The following is a 21233-nucleotide window of genomic DNA, read 5'->3' on the forward strand; positions in this document are numbered from 1 at the left end:
GACCATGGAGGCTGCCGAGGCGCTCACACTGCTCATGTCACCGCAGGGACGCGTCGATCCGTACCCGACGTACGAGCGGCTGCGCTCGCACGGTCCGGTGGTCGAGGCGTTGCCCGGCCTGTACGTGGTGACCGGCTACCCGGAGGTCGACGAGCTGCTGCGCGACCCCCGGCTCGTGGTGCTCGACGACGCGCTGCGGGACCAGGTGTGGCCGAACTGGCGGCAGAGCCCGGCGATGAAGTCGATCGCCCGGTCCATGCTGCGGACCAACCCGCCCGACCACAGCCGGATGCGTCGGCTCGCCGCCGGGGTGTTCAGTCCGCGCCGGATCGCCGGGATGCGTGACGTGGTGCGGGCGCAGGCCGAGGAGTTGCTCGACGCGATGATCGAGCGCGCCGAGGACGGCCGGCCGGTCGACGTGCTCGCCGACTTCGCGTACCCGCTCCCGGTCGGGGTGATCTGCGCGCTGCTCGGCGTGCCGGCGCAGGACCGACCGCTGTTCCGCCGCTGGGCCGGCGACATGACCGGGGTGCTGGAGCCGGAGATCACCACCGAGGAGCTGGCAGTCGCCGACGCGGGCGCAGCCGAGCTGCGCGACTACTTCGTCGAGCTGATCGTCGCCCGGCGCCGGGAACCGGCCGATGACCTGACCACCGCGCTGGTCCAGGTTCACGACGCCGACGGCGAGCGGCTCACCGGCGACGAACTGTTGGCCAACCTGGTGGTGCTGCTGGTGGCCGGCTTCGAGACCACCACCAATCTGCTCGGCAACGGCCTCGTCGTGCTGCTGCGCCACCCCGACGACGCCGACGCGCTACGCGCCGAACCCGGGCTCGTCCCGGCGTACGTCGAGGAGCTGCTGCGCTACGACTCCCCGGTGCAGCTGACCACCCGGACCAGCGCGGCGCCAGTGCGCTGCGGCGGGCTCGACCTGCCGGCCGGCAGCACGGCGCTGCTGCTGCTCGGCGCGGCCAACCGCGATCCCCGCCGCTTCACCGACCCGGAGCGTTTCGACCCCACCCGTGAGCAGGCGCACCCGCTGTCCTTCGGTGCCGGTCCGCACTACTGCCTCGGCGCCGGCCTTGCCCGGCTGGAGGCGCAGCTGGCGTTCCCGCTGCTGCTGCGCCGGTTGCCCGAGCTGGCACTGGCCGAGCCGCCCCGGCACCGGACCCGGCTGACCCTGCGCGGCTACGAGAGCCTGCTGGTGACGCTGGGCACACCGGCCCCGGCCGATCGAGGTACGCCGGCCGGCGCGCTGCCGGGCACTCCGTAGACTGGTACGGCACCGCTCGCCCGTCCGACGAAGGAGCCGTCCCGCGTGACCGTCCAGCCCATCCGTCTTTTTGGGGATCCGGTGCTGCGCACGCCGGCCGATCCGGTGGTCGACTTCGACGCCGAGCTACGTCGGCTCGTCGCCGACCTCACCGACACGATGCGGGAGCAGAACGGGGCCGGTCTGGCCGCGCCGCAGCTCGGCGTGAGCCTGCGGGTGTTCACCTTCGACGTCGACGACGTGCTCGGGCACCTGATCAACCCCGTGCTGGAGTTCCCCGACGAGGAGGAGCAGGACGGCCCGGAGGGCTGCCTGTCGATCCCCGGGCTCTACTTCGACACCAAGCGCCGGCAGAACGTCGTCGCCAAGGGCTTCAGCTCGTTCGGCGACCCGATGCAGATCGTCGGCAGCGGTCTGATGGCGCGCTGCGTGCAGCACGAGACCGACCACCTCGACGGGGTGCTCTTCCTGGACCGACTGGACGCGCAGGGGCGCAAGGAGGCCATGAAGGCGATCCGCCAGGCCGAGTGGTACGACGGTTCGGCCCCGCCCACGGTCAAGCTGAGCCCGCACATCAGCGACCCCTTCGGTCTGGGTCGGTGACCCGGATGCGTGTGATCTTCGCCGGCACTCCGGCGGTGGCCGTACCCGCCCTGGCCGCCGTCGCGGCCTCCCGGCACGAGCTGGTCGCCGTGGTCACCCGACCCGACGCGCCCGCCGGACGGGGGAGGGGCCTGTCCCGCTCCCCGGTCGGCGTGTGGGCCGACGAGCACGGCGTGGAGGTGCTCACGCCGGCCCGTCCCCGCGACCCGGAGTTCCTCGACCGGCTGCGCGCGCTCTCCCCGGACTGCGTACCGGTGGTGGCCTACGGCGCGCTGGTGCCGCCGTCCGCGCTGGAGATCCCCCGCCACGGTTGGATCAACCTGCACTTCTCGCTGCTGCCGGCCTGGCGGGGAGCCGCGCCCGTGCAGCACGCGGTGCTGCACGGCGACGAGCTGACCGGGGCCAGCGTCTTCGAACTGGAGCAGGGCTTGGACACCGGGCCCGTCTACGGCACCCTGACCGACGAGATCCGTCCCGGCGACACCTCCGGTGAACTGCTGGAACGCCTCGCCGACAGTGGCGCTGGGCTGCTCGTGGCCGTGCTCGACGCGATCGCCGACGGCACCGCCCGCGCCGAGCCGCAGCCGGCCGACGGGGTGTCCCTCGCGCCAAAGCTGACCGTGGAGGACGCCCGGGTCCGCTGGGGCGACCCGGCCTTCGCGGTGGACCGGCGCATCCGCGCCTGCACCCCGGCGCCCGGTGCGTGGACGACCTTCCGCGACGAGCGGGTGAAGCTCGGCCCGGTCGGGACGGTGGCCGACGGCCCGGACCTGAAACCGGGGGAGTTGCTGGTGGAAAAGACCCGCGTGCTGGCCGGCACGGCAACCGGGCCGGTGCGCCTCGGTGAGGTCCGCGCCGCGGGCAAGCGGGCCATGGCGGCCACCGACTGGGCGCGCGGCGTCCGCGTCGGCGCCGGCGAGGGACTCGCGTGACGGCCCCGGAGGGGACGCGTCCGTACCGGGGCGGTCCGTCGACCGGCCGTGGTGGCGACCGCCGGCCGGCGCGACCGCCGCTGGACCGGCCGCGCCGCGCGGCGTACGAGGCGGTGGCCGCCGTGCACCGCGACGACGCCTTCGCCAACCTGGTGCTGCCCATCATCCTGCGGGAGGAGGGGCTGTACGGCCGCGACGCCGCCTTCGCCACCGAGCTGACCTACGGCACGCTGCGTCACCTGGGCACGCTGGACGCGATCCTCAGCGACGCGGCCGGCCGGGACGTGGCCCGGATCGACCCGCCGGCACGCGACGCGCTGCGGATCGGGGCGTACCAGCTCCTGCACACGCGGGTGCCCCCGCACGCAGCCGTGTCGTCGACCGTGGACCTGGTCCGCTCGGTCGCGCCGGGCGCGGCCGGGTTCGCCAACGCGGTGCTGCGCGAGGTGTCGACCCGGGACATCGACGGGTGGGTGGCCAAGCTCGCGCCGCCGATCGAGACCGACCCGGTCGGGCACCTGGCGCTGGCCTACAGCCACCCGCAGTGGATCGTGCGGGCCTTCTCCGAGGCGCTCGGCGGTGACCTGGGCGAGACGGCCCGCCTCCTGATCGAGGACAACGAACGTCCCCCGGTGCACCTGTGCGCCCGACCCGGGTTGATCGATCCGGTCGAGCTGGCCGACGCGGTCGGCGGGGCGCCCGGCGCCTTCTCCCCGTACGCCGTCTATCTGCCGGGCGGCGCCCCGGGCGACGTGCCGGCGGTGGTCGACGGCCGCGCCCACGTCCAGGACGAGGGCTCCCAACTGGTGGCCGCCGCGCTCGCCGACGCGCCGCTGGACGGCCCGGACGGGCGCTGGCTGGACCTGTGCGCCGGCCCCGGCGGAAAGGCGGGTTTGCTCGGCGCGATCGCCGCGCAGCGGGGCGCCCGCCTGACCGCCGTGGAGGTGGCCGAGCACCGGGCCCGGCTGGTGTCCCAGGCGACCCGGGGCCTCCCGGTCACCGTGCTCGCGATGGACGGTCGTGAGGTCGGCGCGGACCCGAAGCTGCCGGAGGGCCACTTCGACCGGGTGCTGGTGGACGCGCCGTGCACCGGGCTGGGCTCGCTGCGTCGGCGTCCCGAGTCGCGCTGGCGGCGGCAGCCGTCGGACCTGCCGCCGCTGACCCGGCTGCAACGCGAGCTGCTGGGCGCGGCGCTGCGGGCGGTCCGTCCGGGCGGGTTGGTCGCCTACGTGACCTGCTCGCCGCACACCGTGGAGACCCACGTGACGGTCACCGAGGCGGCCCGCCGCAGCGGTGTGGCGGTGGACTTCGTCGACGCCCGACCGTTGCTGCCGGCCGGCATGCCCGGCCTGGGTGACGGCCCCACCGTGCAGCTGTGGCCGCACCGGCACGGCACCGACGCGATGTTCCTCGCCGTCCTGCGCAAGGGCTGAGCCGCCCCGCTAGCTGAAAGAAGGGCCCCTTGTTATACGCCAGGCGTTAACAAGGGGCCCTTCCTTTCAGCTCAGCGGGGGTCAGGTGATCGGGAGGCCCTTGTCGCCGGCGTTGCGCATCGAGCGGGTCAGGTTCCGGTCGCTGATCCACAGGAAGCACTGCACCCCACGGTTGCCGTTCTTCCACTCCTGCTCGTACGGCTGGTAGTAGATCGTCCCGGCGCGGAAGTCGAGCTTGGAGTCGTCGGGCACCTTGGCGTACTTGGCGGTGACCGACTGGCACGCCCGGTGGGTGCGCTTGGTGGTGCGGTTGAACTCCGCATAGCTGATGTCCGGGGCCCGCCAGATCCCGACGAACTCGGCGTGGTGCTTCGCCGTGCAGGACACCGGCACCATCGCCTCGATGTCGTCCTTGACCAGCTTCGGGTTGAAGCAGCGGTAGGCCAGCGGGGCCGCGCCGGCCAGCGCGCCGCGCAGACTGCCGGTGCGCAGGTCGACGGCGGTGTCGTCGATGCTGGCGATCTCGGTGACGTCGCAGCGGTACCAACGGGCGCCGCCGGCCCAGGCGGGCGACGACGGCAGCACGACGGTCAGTCCCAGGCGTCCGGAGCGCCAGTCGCCGCCGACCGCCTTGGTGACCTCCTTCTCGCAGCCGGCCTGTGCGGCGCGCATGCCCTCGGAGCCGGCGGGCGGGGTGGTGCCGCGCTCCGCGGCGGGCCCGGTGAGCGTGCCGACGTGGATGGTCTCCACCCGGTGCGCCTCGCTGCACTCCATCGGGTTGTAGCCGCTGAGGAAGCCGACCTGCTGAAAGGAGTGGTGGCAGACACCGGCCGCGGGTACGAACTGCTTCGCCGCCACGGGGGCCGGCCAGTCGTCGGTGAGGTTCCGGTCAACTCCGGTGGGCGTGCCACAGCCGGCGAGGGCCAGGGCCACCGCCGCGCCCCCGGCAATCGCCGTCAACCACCGTCGCATCTTCGACCTCCCGCCGCCGGTGACCTCCGGTCGACCTCCAGCCGGCCGGTAACGCCACGGCGCAGCAGCATACGGCACCGTAGCTCAGATCGCGGGTAGTCCCTCGGGGCCGGCGCCGCGCATCGAACGGGTGAGTTTCCGGTCGTCGCTCCACAGGAAACAGCGCACCCCGCGGTCGCCCTCCTCCCACTCCCGTTGCGACGGTGGGTAGTAGATGGACCCGGCCCGATACGGCAGCTCGCTGTTGTTGGGCACCGCCACGTATGCGGCGATCAGCGCCATGCAGCGCCGGTGCGCCTGCTCGCCGGAGCGGGTGAAGGCCGCCCAGCTCAGGTCCTTCTCCTCGTAGACGCCGACGAACTCGGCGCGGTGCGGCTCGGTGCAGAGCACCGGGGCCATGTAGTTGAGGTTGTCGCCGATCAGCTTGGGATCGAAACAGCGGTGGGTCAGTGGGCTGTCGCCGATCAGCGCGCCACGCAGGCTGCCGACGCGGTTCACCGGGCGGGTGTTGTCGATGCTGTCGGTCTCGCTGAGGTCGCAGCGGAACCAGCGTGCGCCGCCGGTCCACGCCGGCGCCGTGGGCAGCGACAGCGTCAGGGTGAGCCGGGCCGTGTGCCAGTCGCCGCCGAGCACGTCCCGGGCCCGCTGGTCGCACTCGGCGCGGGCCGCGCGCAGCGCGGTCGAACCCGGGCCCGGCCGGGCGCCGGCCCGCGCGGCCGGCCCGGTGAACGTGCCGACGTGGATCGCCTCGGCGAGGTGGCTGCGGGCGCAGTCGACGGTCTCGTACGTGCTGGCCTGCACGACCGCGGTGATCCGGGGCAGGCAGGTGTCGGTGGCCGGGGTGAACGGTCGGGGAACCCGCAGTTCCGGCCAGTCGTCGGTGAGATCACCGTCCGCGCCGCGTGCCGGCGCGCAGCCGGAGAGCAGCATCGTCGTGACGCCGACCAGCGCCAGCGCTGCAAGCCACCGTCGCATCGTCCGCCCTCCCGGGAGCTGGCGACCGGTCGCCGCGCCCCGTGGCGCGACCCCGGCGGGCGTGCAGCCTACGGCACCGTCCCGCTTGGAGTGTCGTCGCGTTTGGGTCGATCGGCCAGCCACTGATGTCTGTTCGTCCGGATTCGAGGATCCGGATCGGTTTATTCTGCACTACTGGTCACTGCTGGATCACAGCGTGTCGGAGTTGGTGCCGTGCTGCGGGCGGCGGGTGGCCGCGTTCGTACACTGGCCCCGTGACCGTACCGCCGCCAATCGTCGCGCCGAGCATCCTGGCCGCCGATTTCGCTCGCCTCGCCGAAGAGGTCCGTGCCGTCGAGGACGCCGCGGACTGGTTGCACGTGGACGTGATGGACAACCACTTCGTGCCCAACCTGACCATCGGGCTGCCCGTGGTGCAGAGCCTGCGGGCCGCCACCACGATGCCGTTCGACGTGCACCTGATGATCGACGACCCGCGTCGGTGGGCCCCGGGGTACGCCGACGCCGGGGCGTACAACGTCACGTTCCACGCCGAGGCGGCCGACGACCCGGTGGCCCTGGCCAAGGACCTGCGTTCGGCCGGCGCGAAGGCCGGACTGGCCATCGACCGGGACACCCCGATCGAGCCGTACCTGGACCTGCTGCCCAGCTTCGACACCCTGTTGATCATGACGATCAAGGCGGGCTTCGGCGGGCAGCGGTTCGTCCCGCAGTTGTTGGACAAGGTCCGCGCCGCCCGCCGGCACGTGAACGCCGGGCACCTGGAGCTGCGCATCGAGGTGGACGGCGGGATCGCCGCCGACACCATCGAGCAGGCGGCCGCGGCCGGCGCCGACGCGTTCGTGGCCGGCACCGCCGTCTACGGCGCCGCCGACCCGGCGGAGGCGGTACGGCACCTGCGGGCGCTGGCGGAACGCGCGGCGCCCGAGGCCTGAGATGGAGCCCGAGGCCGACCGCAAGGACGTCATCCTCGTCGTCGACGACGACGAGGACATCGCCCGGTTCGTCGAGTTCAACCTGCGGTTGCACGGCTTCGAGGTGATCCACGCCAGCGACGGTCAGGAGGCCCTGGAGGTCATCGAGCGCCAGCGCCCCGACCTCGCCGTGGTCGACCTCATGATGCCCCGCATCGACGGGCTGGAGCTGACCCGGCGGCTACGCGCCGACCCGATGACCTCCGCCCTGCCGGTGATCATGCTGACCGCCAAGGGGATGACCGTGGACAAGGTCCACGGGCTCAGCGCGGGCGCCGACGACTACCTGGTCAAACCGTTCGACACCGCCGAGTTGGTGGCCCGGGTCTCCTCGACGCTGCGGCGCAACAAGGAGTTCCGGGAGGTGTCCCCGCTCACCGGACTGCCCGGCAACAGCCGCATCCGGCGGGAGATCAGCGACCGGGTCCGGCAGGGGGTGGACTACGCGGTCGGCTACATCGACATCGACCGGTTCAAGAGCGTCAACGACCGGTACGGCTTCGTCCGGGGCGACGACTTCATCTCCGCCCTGGCCCGCAGCCTGCACCGGGCCGTGGTGGCGGTGGGGCTGCCCCCGGCCTTCCTCGGCCACGTCGGCGGCGACGACTTCGTGATCGTCTGCGCGCCCGACCAGGTCCGCCCGCTCACCTCCCGGGCGGTGGTCGACTTCGAGAAGTCCGCCGACACGCTCTACGACGCGAACGACCGTGAGCGCGGCTTCGTCGAGCTGAAGGACCGGCGCGGCAACATCCGCCGGGCGGCCCTGGTCACGCTCTCGATCGGCGTCTCGCTGTCCGACGCCGGCAAGCGGTTCACCGACCCGCTCGAAGCCATCGCGGTGGCCTCGGAGATGAAGACGGTCGCCAAGAGCCAACCGGGGTCGTACGTCGCCGTGGACCGGCGGCGCGGCGTCACCTGACGCGTGATCCCGCTGTGAAGTAGCTCGCCTGAATAACGACACGCCGGGTTCGGCGTGTAAGACTGCGAAGTACCCACCACGCGCTGGCGGGACTCGGTGAAATTCCGAACCGGCGGTGATCCACGGTCCAACCGTGGTCAGCCCGCGACCCGGACGGCTCTGCCGCCCGGTGGACCTGGTGAAAATCCGGGGCCGACGGTTGGGGGCGGCTCGTCCGCGCCCAGACAGTCCGGATGGGAGACAGCGCGCGGGACGGACGGGTCCGAGCCGGCCGCTGGCTTCAGCGTGCCGTGCCGCCCACCCGGGGCGGCTGTGCCGTACCCGGAATCCGCCGCCGCCTGCCCGCGGTCCATACCGCCTCCCTGACCGCCCGCGCGATGAGGCGAGTGAGAGGGCAGGACAGGGCGATGGCCAGCGTCTCCGTCGACGAGGCGATGCGGCGTGCGATCGAGCTGGCGGCGCGCGGGCTGGGCACCACCAGCCCCAACCCGGTGGTCGGGTGCGTGCTGCTCGACGCGGACGGCCAGGTCGTGGGCGAGGGCTTCCACGCGTACGCGGGCGGACCGCACGCCGAGATCGTCGCGCTGGCCCAGGCCGGCCGGCGGGCCAAGGGCGGCACGGCGGTCGTCACTCTGGAACCCTGCGACCACACCGGCCGCACCGGCCCCTGTAGCACCGCGCTGGTCCAGGCCGGCGTGGCCCGGGTGGTCATCGCCGTACCCGATCCGAACCCGGTGGCCTCCGGGGGCGCGGCCACGTTGCGCTCCGCCGGGGTCCAGGTGGACCTGGGAGTACGCGGCGAGGAGGCCGAGGCCGGCAACGTGGCCTGGCTGACCTCGATGCGCCGGGGTTGGCCGTACGTCATCTGGAAGTACGCCGCCACCCTCGACGGCCGGTCCGCCGCCGCCGACGGCACCAGCATGTGGATCACCTCGGAGGCGGCCCGGATCGACGTGCACGCGCTGCGCGGCACCGTCGACGCGGTCATCGCCGGGGTGGGCACCGTGCTCGCCGACGATCCGCGCCTGACCGCCCGCAACCTGCGCGACGGCAGCCTGGCCATCCGGCAGCCGCTGCGGGTCGTGGTGGACAGCTCGGGGCGTACCCCGGTGGACGCCCGGGTCCGCGACGGCGCCGCGCGGACGTGGATCGCGACCGCCGCCGAGGTCGGCGCGGGCAAGGACGGCCGGGTCGACCTGCCGGCGCTGCTCGCGGCGCTGCACCAGCGCGGCGTCCGGGCGGTGCTGCTGGAGGGTGGGCCCCGGCTGGCCGGCGCGTTCCTGGCCGCCGGCCTGGTGGACAAGATCGTCGGGTACGTCGCGCCGCGGCTGCTCGGCGCCGGCCCCACCGCCCTGGTCGACGCGGGAGTGACGACCATCGCTGAGGCCATCGATCTGGAGCTCGTCGACGTTACGCAGGTCGGTCCGGATCTCCGGATCACCGCTTTGCCCCGAAAGAGGGAGGGCTGACATGTTCACCGGCATTGTCGAGGAATTGGGCGAGATCGTGCGCGTCACGGCCACAGCGGGTGATTCCGCGCTGATCGCCGTGCGGGGCCCGCTCGTCACCTCCGACGCCCGGCACGGTGATTCCATCGCCGTCAACGGTGTCTGCCTGACCGTCGTGGACGCGGCGGACGGCGTCTTCACCGCCGACGTCATGGGTGAGACCCTGCGCCGCTCCGCGCTGGGCGCGCTGCACGCGGGCGACCCGGTCAACCTGGAACGGGCCGCCGCGCTGGGCAGCCGCCTCGGTGGGCACCTCGTGCAGGGTCACGTCGACGGTGTCGGCGAGCTGATCTCCCGCGAGCCGGCCGAGCAGTGGGAGACCGTACGGTTCCGGCTCCCCGCCGAGCTGTCGCGGTACGTGGTGGAGAAGGGCTCGATCACGATCGACGGCGTGTCGCTGACCGTGGCAGCCGTCGGCGTCGACGAGTTCGCCGTCGGGCTCATCCCGACCACCCTCAAGCTGACCACCCTCGGCGCGAAGGGCGTCGGTGACCCGGTCAACCTCGAGGTCGACGTGGTGGCCAAGTACGTCGAGCGGCTGCTGGGCAGCCGGCTCACCGAGACCGGCGAGGTGGCCTGATGAGCGCCATCGGCTGGCTCCTCGACGCCCAGGTGCAGGTCGCCGGCTCGCCGGTGCTGGTCCGGGAGATCGTCGGCAACGCGTTCGGCCTGATCTCGGCGCTGCTCGGGCTGCGCCGGCTGGTCTGGGCCTGGCCGGTCGGCATGATCGGCAACGCGCTGCTGTTCACCGTCTTCCTCGGCGGTGTGTTCGCCACCCCGCAGGCTCACGACCTGTACGGGCAGGCCGGCCGGCAGGTCTTCTTCTTCGCGGTGAGCGTCTACGGCTGGTGGCGCTGGCAGCGCAACCGTCGGGCCGACGCCCAGCACGCCGCGGTGCTGCCGCGCTGGGCCACCGGGCGGGAACGGCTCGCCCTGCTGCTGGCCGCCGTCGTCGGCACCGCCGCGGCGTACCCGCTGCTCAAGGCGCTGGGCTCCTGGGGCCCGCTGCCGGACGCCTGGATCCTCACCGGCAGTCTGCTCGCCACCTACGGCATGGCCCGCGGCTGGGTCGAGTTCTGGCTGGTGTGGATCGCCGTGGACGCCGTCGGCGTGCCGCTGCTGCTGCGCGGTGGGTTCTACCCGTCGGCGGTCATGTACCTGATCTACGGCGCCCTCTGCGCCTGGGGCTTCGCCGCCTGGTGGCACACGTCGCGCGCCACCCGCCCGGCCACCGCACTCCCGCCCACCTACACGGAGGCCGTCGCATGAGCTTCGCCGATATCGAGCACGCGGTCGCCGAGATCGCGGCCGGACGGCCGGTCGTCGTGGTCGACGACGCCGACCGGGAGAACGAGGGCGACCTGATCTTCGCGGCCGAGCTGGCCACGCCGGAGCTGATGGCGTTCATGGTGCGCTACACCTCCGGGTACGTCTGCGTGCCGTTGACCGAGAGCGAGGCCGACCGGCTCGACCTGCCGCCCATGCACCACACCAACCAGGACCGGCGTGGCACCGCGTACACGGTGACCGTCGACGCCCGGGAGGGGGTCAGCACCGGCATCTCGGCGGCCGACCGCGCGTACACCATCCGACTGCTCGCCGACGCGGCCACCGACCCGACGGACCTGGCGCGTCCCGGGCACGTGGTGCCGCTGCGCGCCCGCGAGGGTGGGGTGCTGCGCCGGCCCGGGCACACCGAGGCGGCGATCGACCTGACCCGGCTCGCCGGGCTGCGTCCGGCGGGTGTGCTCTGCGAGCTGGTCAACGACGACGGCACCATGATGCGGTTGCCGGACCTGGAGAAGTTCGCCGCCGAACACGGTCTCGTGCTGATCACCATCGCCGACCTGATCGCCTACCGGCGGCGGACCGAGAAGCAGGTCGAGATGGTGGCCGAGGCCCGGATGCCCACCCGGCACGGGGTGTTCCGCGCGCTGGGCTACCGCTCCGAGCACGACCCGGCCGAGCACGTCGCCCTGGTCATCGGAGACCTCGGTGACGGCCGGGACGTGCTGGTCCGGGTGCACTCCGAGTGCCTCACCGGGGACGTGTTCGGCTCGCTGCGCTGCGACTGCGGGCCGCAGTTGGACGCCGCGCTGGCCCGGGTCGCCCGCGAGGGCCGGGGTGTGGTGCTCTACATGCGCGGCCACGAGGGGCGTGGCATCGGGCTGCTGCACAAGCTCCAGGCGTACCAGTTGCAGGACCAGGGCCGCGACACCGTCGACGCCAACCTCGACCTGGGCCTGCCGGCCGACGCCCGCGACTACGGCACCGGCGCGCAGATCCTCTACGACCTGGGCGTGCGCTCGATGCGACTACTCACCAACAACCCGGCCAAGCGGGCCGGGCTGGAGGGTTACGGGCTCACCATCACCGGCCGCGAGGGCCTGCCGGCCGGCGCGCACCCGGAGAACCTGCGCTACCTGCGCACCAAGCGGGACCGGATGGGTCACCTGCTGGACGAGTTGGACGAGGTGTCCGAGGCGCCGCTGGGGCGTCCGGTCGCCAACGACGAGATCGGAGCATGACGATGGCGGGTTTCGGTGAGCCGGGAGTCGACGCGGTGGACGCCGCGGGGCTGACCGTCGGCGTGGTGGCCGCGCGCTGGCACGGCGACCTGACCGACCACATGCTGGAGCGCGCGGTCGCCGCCGCCGAGGCGTGCGGCGCGCGATCCGTGGTCGCCCGCGTCGCCGGCTCGGTCGAGCTGCCCGTCGTCGCCCAGGCCCTCGCCCGCCGCTGCGACGTGGTGGTCGCGCTCGGCGTGGTCGTCCGGGGCGCGACCGCCCATTTCGACTACGTGTGCCGGTCGGTCACCGACGGGCTGACGCGGGTGGCGCTGGACGAGGGCAAGCCGGTCGCGCACGGTGTGCTCACCGTGGAGACCATCGAGCAGGCCCGGGACCGCGCCGGGCTGCCCGGCTCGGCGGAGGACAAGGGCTGGGCGGCGACCGTCGCGGCGCTCGACGCCGCGCTGGCCGTGCGGACGGTGGCGGCGGGCAACGCGCAGCGGGTCGGCTTCGCCGGCTGACCCGCTCGGCCCGCGGCCGGGCCGGGTCGCGGTCGGGCCCGACGGCGGCCGTCCGGTCTCAGAGCCGGCCGGCCTCGATGATCCGGCGGAGGAACTGCCGGGTACGGGGCTGCGTCGGCTCGCCGAGCACCTGCTCCGGCGGGCCGCTCTCGACGACGCGCCCCGCGTCGAGGAAGCACACCTCGTCGGCGACCTCCCGGGCGAAGCCCATCTCGTGGGTGGCCAGCACCATGGTCATCCCGTCGGCCTTCAGATCCCGGATCATCGTCAGCACCTCGCCCACGAGTTCCGGGTCCAGCGCCGAGGTGACCTCGTCGAGCAGCATGAGCCGAGGCGAGTTCGCCAGCGCCCGGACGATCGCCACCCGCTGCTGCTGCCCGCCGGAGAGCCCGTCCGGGTAGGCGTGCGCCTTCGCGCCCAGCCCCACCCGGTCGAGCAGGTCGCGGGCCTGGGCCTCGGCCTCCGCACGGGTTCGCCGGTGTACGCGCCGGGGCGCGAGGGTGATGTTGTCCAACACGCTCAGGTGCGGAAACAGGTTGTACGCCTGGAACACCATGCCGATCCGCCGGCGTACCCGGTCGGCGTCGACCCGTGGGTCGGAGATGTCCTCCCCGTCCAGCTCGATCGTGCCGTCGTCCAGCTCGTCGAGGAGGTTCACGCACCGCAGGAGCGTGGACTTGCCCGACCCGGACGCCCCGATCAGCGCCACCACCCGGTGCTCGGCGACCGTCAGGTCGAGCCCGTCCAGCACGACGTGGCCGGCGAACTCCTTGCGCAGCCCCCGGCAGCGCAGCAGCGTCATGGTCAGCCTCCCGACTGGCGACGGGCCGAGCGCAGCGTCACCCAGTCGGTGACCGCGATCAGCGGGATCGCGAGCAGTACGAACAGCACGCCCGCCACGATGTACGGCGTGTAGTTGAACGTCTGGGCGGTGGCGATCTGGGCGGCCCGGACCGCGTCGATCGGACCGGCGAGCGAGACCAGCCCGACATCCTTCTGTAGGGCCACCACGTCGTTGAGCAGCGGTGGCGCCACCCGGCGGACGGCCTGCGGCAGCACCACGTGCCGCATCGTCTGCCGGTAGGTCAGGCCGAGCGACCGCGCCGCCGCGAGTTGGCTGGGGTGCACCGACTCGATGCCGGCCCGGAACACCTCGGCGAGGTAGCCGCCGTAGGTGAGCACCAGCGCCAGCCCGCCCAGCACCAGCACCGACGGCATGCCCCGCAGCCGCAACCCGGGGACGCCGAGGGTGAGCAGGTAGAGCACGATGATCAGCGGTAGGCCGCGGAACGTGTACGTGTAGCCGGCGGCCAGCGCCCGTACCGGGAAGAAGATCGGGCCGCGCAGCGTCCGCAGCACGGCGATCACCAGCCCCAACAGCAGGGCCCCGGCCGCGCAGCAGACCAGCAGCCGTACGTTGAGCCAGAGCCCGTCCAACACGGCCGGCAGCGCGTCGGCGGCGATCCTCGGGTCCAGGAACGACTCCCGTACCCGGTCCCAGCCCGGCGCGCCGGTCACCGCGACGACCAGCAACGTGCCGAGCGCCGCCGTGGACGAGGCCGCGACCAGCACGCTGTAGACGGTCTGTCGACGCCGGTACGCCGTTCGCCGTGCCTGGGCCGCCGAGGGGGTGTGCGCCGGTGGCGTTACGGCGGGGGTGGTTTCCCGCGGCGTCACGTCAGCTCGGCCGCGCCCGCCACCTGCGCGAGCCATTTCTGCTCCAACTCCTTCAGCGTGCCGGCCTCGCTGAGCTGACCCACCGCTCCGCTCACACAGCGGGTCAGCGGCGAGTTCTTGTCCAGCAGCAGCCCGAACACCTCCGGCACGCCGACCCGCGGCACCTGGCCGACGATCACCGCGTCGGTGACCTCCGCGCCGGTGATGTAGAAGGCCGTCGGCAGGTCCACCACGAGACCGTCGATCTGCCCGTTCTGCAGGGCCTTCTTGGCGTCGTCGTTGCTGTTGTAGACCTGCGGCTTCACGGTGGGCTTGATGACGTCGGTGATCGCCTGGTAGCTGGTCGTGCCGACCTGGGCCCCGAGCTTGGCGCCCTTCAGGTCGGCCACGGTCTTCTTGCCGGCGATCTTCGACGACTTGAGCGCGATGACCGTCTGCCGCACCAGGTAGTACGGCGCGGAGAAGTCCACCGCCTGTTTGCGCTCCTCGGTGACCGAGAACTGGTTGATGTCGAAGTCGAAGGTCTTCTCCCCGGGCGCGATCGCGGTGTCGAACTTCACCCGGGTCCAGGTGACGTCCCCCCGCGCGTAGCCCAGCTTCTCGGCCACGGCGTACGCGACGGCGGCCTCGAAGCCCTCGCCGTTCTCCGGCTTGTCCTGCCGGAACCACGGCTCGTACGCCGGCTGGTCGGTGGCGATGGTGAGCTTGCCCGCCGTACGGGTGGGCAGGCTGTCCTTGACGCAGGACGGCGCGGCGGTGACGGTGGGAGTCGGTTCGTCCTGCGGCGCACAGGCGGCGACGGCGCCGACGACGGCGCCGACGAGGGTGAGCGCGAGAAGACGTGAGCGGCTGGCCATGGCGGACAGCGTAAAGCTCCACGGGCATCGATCGAAGATCTTCCCACCGTGACGATAGGGAATTGTCCGCCTGCTGGGTTCGGCCGGACCCGGACGTCCGGTGGCGGCCCGGCGGCTGGAAGAATCGTTCCCCGTGAAGACGTTCGAGGAGTTGTTCGCCGAGCTGCAGGCCAAGGCCGCCGCCGGCACCCCGGGCTCGGGCACCGTCGCCGCTCTGGACAAGGGCGTGCACTTCATCGGCAAGAAGGTCGTCGAGGAGGCGGCCGAGTCGTGGATGGCCGCCGAGCACGAGGGGCCCCAGCGCACCGCCGAGGAGATCTCCCAACTGCTCTACCAGGTCCAGGTGCTGATGCTCGCCAGCGGTCTCGAGCTCGAGGACGTCTACCGACATCTGTGAGTGCGCCCCGTCGTTGATCAGATTCGATCGAAGGAGCACTCCGTCATGCTGCGTGTCGCCATCCCCAACAAGGGCACCCTGGCCGAGCCGGCCGCCCAGATGCTGCGCGAGGCGGGTTACCGCCAGCGCACCGATCCCAAGGACCTCGTCTGCCGGGACGAGGCCAACGACGTCGAATTCTTCTACCTGCGTCCCAAGGACATCGCCACCTACGTCGGCTCCGGTGATCTCGACCTCGGCATCACCGGCCGTGACCTGCTGATCGACTCGGCCGCGCCCGCCGAGGAGGTCGTCGATCTCGCCTTCGGCCGGGCCACCTTCCGGTTCGCCGCCCGCCCCGACGACATCGACTCCGTTCAGGAGTTGGGCGGGCACCGGATCGCCACCGCGTACCCGGGGCTGGTCGAGCGGCACCTCGACGAGGCGGGCGTCAAGGCCGAGGTGATCCGCCTCGACGGCGCGGTGGAGAACGCCGTACGCCTCGGGGTGGCCGACGTGATCGCGGACGTGGTGGAGACCGGAGCGACGCTGCGTCAGGCGGGCCTCGTCGTGTTCGGCGAGCCGCTGCTGCGCTCGTCGGCGGTGCTGGTGCGCCGGGCCGGCGCGCCGGCCCACCCGCAGGCCGAGCAGCTCCTGCGCCGCCTGCACGGCGTGCTGGTGGCCCGCCGTTACGTGATGCTCGCCTACGACGTGCCGGCCGGTCTGCTGGACCGGGCCAGCGGGTTGACCCCCGGCATCGAGTCGCCCACGGTCTCGCCGCTGCACCGCGAGGGCTGGGTGGCCGTGCAGGCCATGGTGCTCAGCGACGACGTGCACCGGATCATGGATGAGCTGTACGACCTGGGCGCCCGCGCCATCCTGGTCACCAACATCCACGCCTGCCGCCTCTGACCGCCGGTTGATCCACCCGAGATCGCGCAAGTGGGGGTGTCCACCCGCGCGGGTGACTCCCACTTCGCCGACCTCGGGTGGATCACCGCTGTCCTGCGCCGGTGCGGTGCACGGAGGTCCGCCTGGCGCCCGGCGCCCGGCGTCCGGCGTTCCCCGTCCGGCGTCCCGGGGGCAAGATCACGCTCGATCCAGGATGTAGTGGCGTCAGCCCGCCACCGATACCACTACATCGTGGATCGAGCACGATCTTGCGGCGGCGGGTGGCGCCTCGGCGGGTGGTGCGCGGATCGAGCGGACGTGAGTGGCAGACTGGGGGAGTGAGTGACACCGAGCTGGTCCGCCTCAAGCCCCGCCGCATCCGGGTGGTGTGCTGGTCCGCGGCGATCGTGCTGGTGGTGGTGTTCGCCCTGGTCGCCACCTCGCTGACCGGGCCGACCGGCGACGGGTACGGCAGCTTCCAGCGCGGTGACCAGATCGCCATGATCGGCCTCGGCATCTTCGGGGCATTGGGCTTCCTGCTGTTCACCCGCCCGCGCATCGAAGCGGACGAGCGGCGCATCCGGGTGCGTAACGTGATCAGCTCCTACGAGCTGCCCTGGGAGGTTGTCCGGGGTGTCCGCTTCGATCGCGGAGCGCCCTGGGCCAGCCTGGAACTGCACGACGACGACCTGCTGCCGTTGATCGCGCTCCAAGCGGCCGACAAGGAGTTGGCCGTCGACGGGGTGCGCGCCCTGCGCCGGCTGCACGAGGCCCACCAGGCCCGCCTCGCCGAACGCGCCGTCGGCAGCTGAGCACCCACCCCCGCACGCGAACCACCGCGCTCCCGCAATGCCTCCCCGACGCCTCCCCACGCCAGCTCGAAGCTGACTCAGTGCGGTGATCAAGAGGTTTGCGTCACGGGGCACGGCGTGTCGTGACGCAAACCTCTTGATCACCGCGCGCCGCGCGGCCCGCGCACCCCGCGATCTGCCGGTCGTGCCCGGTTTGGGGGTGGGCGGGGCGGCGGTGTAGTGTTGTCGAGTCGACCAGGCTGTCTCCGCGTGCGAGCAGACAGCCTTGAAAGCGGAGCGCCTGCTCCCACCCGAGTCGCCGCTACGGTGGCCGGGTCCGGTCACCGGTTCCGGGCATGTCCCGGTCCCGGATGCGCGATCCTGTGATCGTGCCGACCGGTCGAGCGGGCCCTGGCATACGCCGGGGCCTTCTGTTTTCCAAGTCGGTTCCCTCCCGGGAGCCGCAGGGGTCGGCACCTGAGCAGAAACGACTCGAGGAGGCCCCATCAGCGTCGAACCACGCGTGAACGAGCAGATCCGGGCACGTGAGGTCCGACTGGTCGGCCCAGAGGGTGAGCAGGTGGGCATCGTCCCGCTGGAGCGCGCCCTTCAGCTGGCCGCGGACGTCGATCTGGACCTGGTCGAGGTTGCGCCGATGGCGCGCCCGCCGGTGTGCAAGCTCATGGACTTCGGCAAGTTCAAGTACGAGAGCGCACTCAAGGCGCGCGAAGCGCGGCGTAACCAGCAGCAGACCGTCATCAAGGAAATGAAGCTTCGGCCGAAGATCGACCCGCACGACTACGAGACCAAGAAGGGTCACGTGGTGCGGTTCCTCAAGGCGGGCGACAAGGTCAAGGTGACGATCATGTTCCGCGGTCGCGAGCAGAGCCGCCCGGAGCTGGGTTACCGGCTCCTGCGCCGGCTCGAGTCCGAGATCACGGATCTGGGATACGTCGAAGCCGCTCCCAAGCAGGACGGCCGAAACATGATCATGGTTCTCGCTCCGCACCGGGCCGTAAAGGCTTCCGCGGTCGCCGCCACGGCGTCGCGCGGTGGTCCTCGGGACCGGGTCGGGGACGAGTCCGCCGCTCCGGCAGCCGATGAGACCGCGGCGGTCGGCGAGACCGCAGCAGCCGGCGACACCGGCACCGCCGCCACCAGCGGCGAGTAACAGGGGAGAAGACGTTCCACATGCCGAAGATGAAGAGCCACACGGGTATGGGTAAGCGGGTCAAGCTGACCGGCAAGGGCAAGGTCGTTGCCCAGCAGGCCGGCCTGCGCCACAACCTGGAGAAGAAGCCCTCCACCCAGACCCGCCGGCTGACCGGCACGGTCGTGCTGGCCAAGGCCGACGTCAAGCGCATCAAGAAGCTGCTCGGCCGCTGACGCGCGCCACCTTTACGTAAGAAGGAGTTGAGATGGCACGCGTCAAGCGGGCTGTAAACGCCCAGAAGAAGCGTCGTACCCTGCTGGAGACCGCGAGTGGTTACCGCGGCCAGCGCTCCCGGCTGTACCGCAAGGCCAAGGAGCAGGTGCTGCACTCGATGCAGTACGCCTACCGGGACCGTCGTGACCGCAAGGGCGACTTCCGGCAGCTGTGGATCCAGCGGATCAACGCGGGCGCCCGGGCCAACGGGATGACCTACAACCGCCTGATCCAGGGCCTGCGTCTGGCCGGCATCGAGGTCGACCGCAAGATCCTGGCCGACATGGCCGTCAACGACGCCGCCTCGTTCGCGGCGATCGTCGAGCTGGCCCGGGCTGCGGTCACGGCCGAGGGCACCGGCGGCGCGGCGGCTCAGGCCGCCTGATCCCCACGCACCAGAGAGAGGCGTCTCCCGCGTCGGCACCGCCGTCCGGGGGGCGCCTCGATCGTGCCGAAGGAGCAAACCCCATGGCCTTCACCCCGCGTACCCCCAGGGTTGTCGCCGCCCGCCGCCTGCAACGCCGCCGGGACCGCGACGCGGCCGGCCGGTTCCTGGCCGAGGGCCCGCAGGCGGTCCGCGAGGCCCTGGCGCGGCCGGGGGTGGTCACCGAGCTTTTTGGTACGACCACCGCGCTGGACCGGTACCCGGAGCTGGCCGCCACGGCGGCCCGCGCCGACGTGCCGGTCTCCGAGGTGACCGACGACGCCATCGCGGCTCTGACCGAGACGGTCGCCCCGCAGGGGCTGGTGGCCGTCTGCCGGCACCTGGACGTGACGTTGGAGCAGGCGCTCGCGGGTGCGCCCCGGCTGGTGGCGGTGCTCGCCGAGATCCGCGACCCCGGTAACGCCGGCACCGTGCTGCGCACCGCCGACGCGGCCGGCGCGGGCGCGGTGATCTTCGCCGGCGACGCCGTCGACCCGTACAACGGCAAGTGTGTCCGCGCCTCCGCCGGCAGCCTGTTCCACGTCGACGTGGTGCGCGCGCCCGATCCGGTCACGGTCGTCGACGCGCTGCGCGTCGCCGGGCTGTCGATCTTCGCCACCACCGGGTACGGCGATGACGACCTGGATGATCTGACCGACTACGGCCGGCTCGTCGGGCCCACCGCCTGGCTGTTCGGTTCCGAGGCGCACGGGCTGCCCGAGGAGTTGACCGCCGCCGCCGACGCCCGGGTGCGGGTGCCGCTGTACGGGCGCGCGGAGAGCCTCAACCTGGCTGCCGCGGCGGCCGTCTGCCTGTACGCTTCAGCGAGAGCACAGCGCTGAGGTGACCCTCGGCGCGACTGACAGCAGGGGAGAGCGTCCGTCCATGAACGCGCCACGGCGTTCGTTTAGCCAGCCCGCCGGTGTCGGCGGGCGGCGGGCCTGACCTGCTCCCTGCGCAACTCCTACCGGCGGGCTGCGGCACAGCCGCGCGTCCGTAGACTCGCTTCGCCGCCCCGATGACGGGCTGGCGCCGCCGTGAGGGAGTGCCCGTACGCCATGAGCTACCGCAACGATCCGTACGACCCGAAGCAGGTCGCCCTGCTCGACCCGGCCGCCCTGGCCGAGGCCGTCGCCGACGCCACGAAGGCGTTCGACGACGCCGCCGACCCGGACGCGTTGACCGCGCTGCGCCCCGCGCACCTCGGTGACCGGTCTCCGGTGTCCCTCGCGCGCCGGGAGATCGGCGCGTTGCCGCCGGCCGCGAAGTCCGACGCCGGCAAGCGGGTCAACGAGGCCCGCCGGGCGATCGAGACCGCGTACGCCGAGCGCTCCGAGGTGGTGGAGCGCGAGCAGGCCGCGCGGGTGCTCGTGGAGGAGCGGGTGGACGTCACCCTGCCGTACGCCCGGCGTCCCCGTGGTGCCCGGCACCCGCTGAGCACGCTCATGGAGTCGATCAGCGACCTGTTCGTCGGGATGGGTTACGAGGTGGCCGAGGGCCCCGAGGTCGACCTGGAGTGGGTCAACTTCGACGCGTTGAACATCCCCGCCGACCACCCGGCGCGCGGGTTGATGGACACGTTCCACATCGCATCCCCTGATGGGTCCGCGGGCTCCGGCCTCGTTCTGCGCACGCACACGTCGACGGTGCAGACCCGCACCATGCTCAGCCGCAAGCCGCCGATCTACGTGATCGTTCCCGGCCGGGTCTACCGCACCGACGAGATCGACGCCACCCACAGCCCGGTGTTCCACCAGGCCGAAGGCCTGGTGGTCGACAAGGGCATCACGATGGCGCACCTGCGGGGCACCCTCGACCACTTCGCGCGGGCGATGTTCGGTCCCGAGGCGAAGACCCGGTGGCGGCCGCACTACTTCCCGTTCACCGAGCCGTCGGCGGAGTTCGACGTGTGGTTCCCGGAGCACCGCGACGGTCCGCAGTGGGTCGAGTGGGGTGGCTGCGGGATGGTCAACCCCCGGGTGCTGCGCGCCTGCGGGGTCGACCCGGAGGTCTACTCCGGCTTCGCCTTCGGCATGGGCATCGACCGGACCCTGATGGTCCGGCACGGGGTCAGCGACATCCGCCATCTCTTCGAGGGCGACGTGCGGTTCAGCCGCGCGCTCGGGACCGGGGCGTAGGCGATGCGGGTACGAGACACGGGAACGGTGGTC

Annotated in this window: 24 protein-coding genes and 1 riboswitch; of the genes, 19 read left to right on the forward strand and 5 right to left on the reverse strand. The window is 72.4% G+C overall.

Annotated features, from left to right (window positions below):
- Nucleotides 1-4 precede the first annotated feature (4 nt).
- The 4 genes from ACQP0N_RS12600 to ACQP0N_RS12615 are packed head-to-tail and all read left to right on the forward strand — an operon-like array spanning nucleotide 5 to nucleotide 4241.
- Nucleotides 5-1273: a cytochrome P450 gene (locus tag ACQP0N_RS12600; RefSeq protein WP_433120165.1), complete on the forward strand. Its 1269-nt coding sequence runs from the start codon at nucleotides 5-7 to the stop codon at nucleotides 1271-1273.
- A gap of 45 nt (nucleotides 1274-1318) precedes the next feature.
- Nucleotides 1319-1876, forward strand: a complete 558-nt coding sequence (gene def, locus ACQP0N_RS12605) for a peptide deformylase (protein WP_355053093.1) — start codon at nucleotides 1319-1321, stop codon at nucleotides 1874-1876.
- Between the two features lie 5 nt (nucleotides 1877-1881).
- On the forward strand, nucleotides 1882-2808 hold the full coding sequence (fmt, locus tag ACQP0N_RS12610) for a methionyl-tRNA formyltransferase (protein WP_433120167.1): 927 nt from the start codon (nucleotides 1882-1884) through the stop codon (nucleotides 2806-2808).
- Nucleotides 2763-4241, forward strand: coding sequence for an RsmB/NOP family class I SAM-dependent RNA methyltransferase (locus ACQP0N_RS12615; RefSeq protein WP_433121593.1), 1479 nt, complete (start codon nucleotides 2763-2765; stop codon nucleotides 4239-4241). Before fmt ends, ACQP0N_RS12615 begins: the two co-directional genes overlap by 46 nt.
- Before the next feature lie 81 nt (nucleotides 4242-4322).
- Here the strand turns inward: ACQP0N_RS12615 and ACQP0N_RS12620 are convergent, their stop codons facing one another.
- Nucleotides 4323-5213: a septum formation family protein gene (locus tag ACQP0N_RS12620; protein WP_433120169.1), complete on the reverse strand. Its 891-nt coding sequence runs from the start codon at nucleotides 5211-5213 to the stop codon at nucleotides 4323-4325.
- An 84-nt stretch (nucleotides 5214-5297) separates the two neighbouring features.
- On the reverse strand, nucleotides 5298-6188 hold the full coding sequence (locus ACQP0N_RS12625; protein ID WP_357133410.1) for a septum formation family protein: 891 nt from the start codon (nucleotides 6186-6188) through the stop codon (nucleotides 5298-5300).
- 254 nt (nucleotides 6189-6442) lie between these two features.
- Here ACQP0N_RS12625 and rpe point away from each other — a divergent pair, with 254 nt between their 5' ends.
- The 7 genes from rpe (at nucleotide 6443) to ribH (ending at nucleotide 12620) form a co-directional block, all read left to right on the forward strand.
- Complete coding sequence (gene rpe / locus ACQP0N_RS12630; RefSeq protein WP_355053098.1) at nucleotides 6443-7123, forward strand: ribulose-phosphate 3-epimerase; 681 nt, start codon at nucleotides 6443-6445, stop codon at nucleotides 7121-7123.
- 1 nt (nucleotide 7124) lies between these two features.
- Complete coding sequence (locus tag ACQP0N_RS12635; RefSeq protein WP_433120172.1) at nucleotides 7125-8081, forward strand: GGDEF domain-containing response regulator; 957 nt, start codon at nucleotides 7125-7127, stop codon at nucleotides 8079-8081.
- Nucleotides 8082-8159: 78 nt separating this feature from the next.
- A riboswitch (FMN riboswitch) is annotated at nucleotides 8160-8330 on the forward strand.
- Between the two features lie 158 nt (nucleotides 8331-8488).
- Nucleotides 8489-9550 (forward strand): bifunctional diaminohydroxyphosphoribosylaminopyrimidine deaminase/5-amino-6-(5-phosphoribosylamino)uracil reductase RibD, encoded by a 1062-nt coding sequence (gene ribD / locus ACQP0N_RS12640; RefSeq protein ID WP_433120174.1) that lies wholly within the window; start codon nucleotides 8489-8491, stop codon nucleotides 9548-9550.
- A 1-nt stretch (nucleotide 9551) separates the two neighbouring features.
- Entirely contained in the window at nucleotides 9552-10169 is a 618-nt protein-coding gene (locus ACQP0N_RS12645) for a riboflavin synthase (protein ID WP_433120176.1), read from the forward strand.
- Entirely contained in the window at nucleotides 10169-10858 is a 690-nt protein-coding gene (pnuC, locus tag ACQP0N_RS12650) for a nicotinamide riboside transporter PnuC (RefSeq protein WP_433120178.1), read from the forward strand. Before ACQP0N_RS12645 ends, pnuC begins: the two co-directional genes overlap by 1 nt.
- Nucleotides 10855-12117, forward strand: coding sequence for a bifunctional 3,4-dihydroxy-2-butanone-4-phosphate synthase/GTP cyclohydrolase II (locus ACQP0N_RS12655; protein ID WP_433120180.1), 1263 nt, complete (start codon nucleotides 10855-10857; stop codon nucleotides 12115-12117). The genes pnuC and ACQP0N_RS12655 overlap by 4 nt, the downstream gene beginning before the upstream one ends.
- Before the next feature lie 2 nt (nucleotides 12118-12119).
- Complete coding sequence (gene ribH / locus ACQP0N_RS12660; RefSeq protein ID WP_355053145.1) at nucleotides 12120-12620, forward strand: 6,7-dimethyl-8-ribityllumazine synthase; 501 nt, start codon at nucleotides 12120-12122, stop codon at nucleotides 12618-12620.
- A gap of 58 nt (nucleotides 12621-12678) precedes the next feature.
- Here the strand turns inward: ribH and ACQP0N_RS12665 are convergent, their stop codons facing one another.
- From ACQP0N_RS12665 to ACQP0N_RS12675, 3 genes are all read right to left on the reverse strand, one after another.
- The gene (locus tag ACQP0N_RS12665; RefSeq protein WP_433120182.1) at nucleotides 12679-13422 is read right to left on the reverse strand and encodes an amino acid ABC transporter ATP-binding protein; all 744 of its coding nucleotides are present in this window, start codon (nucleotides 13420-13422) and stop codon (nucleotides 12679-12681) included.
- Between the two features lie 2 nt (nucleotides 13423-13424).
- On the reverse strand, nucleotides 13425-14192 hold the full coding sequence (locus ACQP0N_RS12670) for an amino acid ABC transporter permease (RefSeq protein ID WP_355053146.1): 768 nt from the start codon (nucleotides 14190-14192) through the stop codon (nucleotides 13425-13427).
- 101 nt (nucleotides 14193-14293) lie between these two features.
- Complete coding sequence (locus ACQP0N_RS12675) at nucleotides 14294-15154, reverse strand: ABC transporter substrate-binding protein (RefSeq protein WP_355053105.1); 861 nt, start codon at nucleotides 15152-15154, stop codon at nucleotides 14294-14296.
- A gap of 133 nt (nucleotides 15155-15287) precedes the next feature.
- Between ACQP0N_RS12675 and ACQP0N_RS12680 the strand changes: the two genes are divergently transcribed.
- The 8 genes from ACQP0N_RS12680 (at nucleotide 15288) to pheS (ending at nucleotide 21200) form a co-directional block, all read left to right on the forward strand.
- Complete coding sequence (locus ACQP0N_RS12680; protein ID WP_355053106.1) at nucleotides 15288-15551, forward strand: phosphoribosyl-ATP diphosphatase; 264 nt, start codon at nucleotides 15288-15290, stop codon at nucleotides 15549-15551.
- 45 nt (nucleotides 15552-15596) lie between these two features.
- A complete protein-coding gene (gene hisG, locus ACQP0N_RS12685; protein ID WP_433120185.1) occupies nucleotides 15597-16442 on the forward strand; it encodes an ATP phosphoribosyltransferase in 846 nt (281 codons plus the stop codon).
- A gap of 317 nt (nucleotides 16443-16759) precedes the next feature.
- Nucleotides 16760-17233: a PH domain-containing protein gene (locus ACQP0N_RS12690; protein WP_396802300.1), complete on the forward strand. Its 474-nt coding sequence runs from the start codon at nucleotides 16760-16762 to the stop codon at nucleotides 17231-17233.
- 502 nt (nucleotides 17234-17735) lie between these two features.
- Nucleotides 17736-18383 carry a translation initiation factor IF-3 gene (gene infC, locus ACQP0N_RS12695; protein ID WP_355053109.1) on the forward strand — a complete coding sequence of 216 codons (648 nt, stop codon included), beginning with the start codon at nucleotides 17736-17738 and terminating at the stop codon, nucleotides 18381-18383.
- Nucleotides 18384-18403: 20 nt separating this feature from the next.
- The gene (gene rpmI, locus ACQP0N_RS12700; RefSeq protein WP_355053110.1) at nucleotides 18404-18598 is read left to right on the forward strand and encodes a 50S ribosomal protein L35; all 195 of its coding nucleotides are present in this window, start codon (nucleotides 18404-18406) and stop codon (nucleotides 18596-18598) included.
- Nucleotides 18599-18630: 32 nt separating this feature from the next.
- Entirely contained in the window at nucleotides 18631-19023 is a 393-nt protein-coding gene (gene rplT / locus ACQP0N_RS12705; protein WP_007458417.1) for a 50S ribosomal protein L20, read from the forward strand.
- Between the two features lie 83 nt (nucleotides 19024-19106).
- Nucleotides 19107-19904 carry a TrmH family RNA methyltransferase gene (locus tag ACQP0N_RS12710; RefSeq protein WP_355053111.1) on the forward strand — a complete coding sequence of 266 codons (798 nt, stop codon included), beginning with the start codon at nucleotides 19107-19109 and terminating at the stop codon, nucleotides 19902-19904.
- A gap of 216 nt (nucleotides 19905-20120) precedes the next feature.
- Nucleotides 20121-21200 (forward strand): phenylalanine--tRNA ligase subunit alpha, encoded by a 1080-nt coding sequence (gene pheS, locus ACQP0N_RS12715; RefSeq protein ID WP_433120189.1) that lies wholly within the window; start codon nucleotides 20121-20123, stop codon nucleotides 21198-21200.
- Nucleotides 21201-21233 lie beyond the last annotated feature (33 nt).

This window comes from Micromonospora sp. CA-246542 (assembly GCF_050942905.1).
Classification (GTDB): Bacteria; Actinomycetota; Actinomycetes; order Mycobacteriales; family Micromonosporaceae; genus Micromonospora.

Excerpts from the sequence above, each read along its gene's own strand:
- pnuC (WP_433120178.1), top strand. The coding sequence starts at position 10,169 with ATGAGCGCCATCGGCTGGCTCCTCGACGCCCAGGTGCAGGTCGCCGGC.
- ribH (WP_355053145.1), top strand. The coding sequence starts at position 12,120 with ATGGCGGGTTTCGGTGAGCCGGGAGTCGACGCGGTGGACGCCGCGGGG.
- pheS (WP_433120189.1), top strand. The coding sequence starts at position 20,121 with ATGAGCTACCGCAACGATCCGTACGACCCGAAGCAGGTCGCCCTGCTC.
- ACQP0N_RS12710 (WP_355053111.1), top strand. The coding sequence starts at position 19,107 with ATGGCCTTCACCCCGCGTACCCCCAGGGTTGTCGCCGCCCGCCGCCTG.
- ACQP0N_RS12645 (WP_433120176.1), top strand. The coding sequence starts at position 9,552 with ATGTTCACCGGCATTGTCGAGGAATTGGGCGAGATCGTGCGCGTCACG.
- hisG (WP_433120185.1), top strand. The coding sequence starts at position 15,597 with ATGCTGCGTGTCGCCATCCCCAACAAGGGCACCCTGGCCGAGCCGGCC.
- ACQP0N_RS12635 (WP_433120172.1), top strand. The coding sequence starts at position 7,125 with ATGGAGCCCGAGGCCGACCGCAAGGACGTCATCCTCGTCGTCGACGAC.
- ACQP0N_RS12675 (WP_355053105.1), bottom strand. The coding sequence starts at position 15,154 with ATGGCCAGCCGCTCACGTCTTCTCGCGCTCACCCTCGTCGGCGCCGTC.
- ACQP0N_RS12655 (WP_433120180.1), top strand. The coding sequence starts at position 10,855 with ATGAGCTTCGCCGATATCGAGCACGCGGTCGCCGAGATCGCGGCCGGA.
- ACQP0N_RS12625 (WP_357133410.1), bottom strand. The coding sequence starts at position 6,188 with ATGCGACGGTGGCTTGCAGCGCTGGCGCTGGTCGGCGTCACGACGATG.
- ACQP0N_RS12665 (WP_433120182.1), bottom strand. The coding sequence starts at position 13,422 with ATGACGCTGCTGCGCTGCCGGGGGCTGCGCAAGGAGTTCGCCGGCCAC.
- ACQP0N_RS12620 (WP_433120169.1), bottom strand. The coding sequence starts at position 5,213 with ATGCGACGGTGGTTGACGGCGATTGCCGGGGGCGCGGCGGTGGCCCTG.
- ACQP0N_RS12600 (WP_433120165.1), top strand. The coding sequence starts at position 5 with ATGGAGGCTGCCGAGGCGCTCACACTGCTCATGTCACCGCAGGGACGC.
- rplT (WP_007458417.1), top strand. The coding sequence starts at position 18,631 with ATGGCACGCGTCAAGCGGGCTGTAAACGCCCAGAAGAAGCGTCGTACC.
- rpmI (WP_355053110.1), top strand. The coding sequence starts at position 18,404 with ATGCCGAAGATGAAGAGCCACACGGGTATGGGTAAGCGGGTCAAGCTG.
- ribD (WP_433120174.1), top strand. The coding sequence starts at position 8,489 with ATGGCCAGCGTCTCCGTCGACGAGGCGATGCGGCGTGCGATCGAGCTG.
- fmt (WP_433120167.1), top strand. The coding sequence starts at position 1,882 with ATGCGTGTGATCTTCGCCGGCACTCCGGCGGTGGCCGTACCCGCCCTG.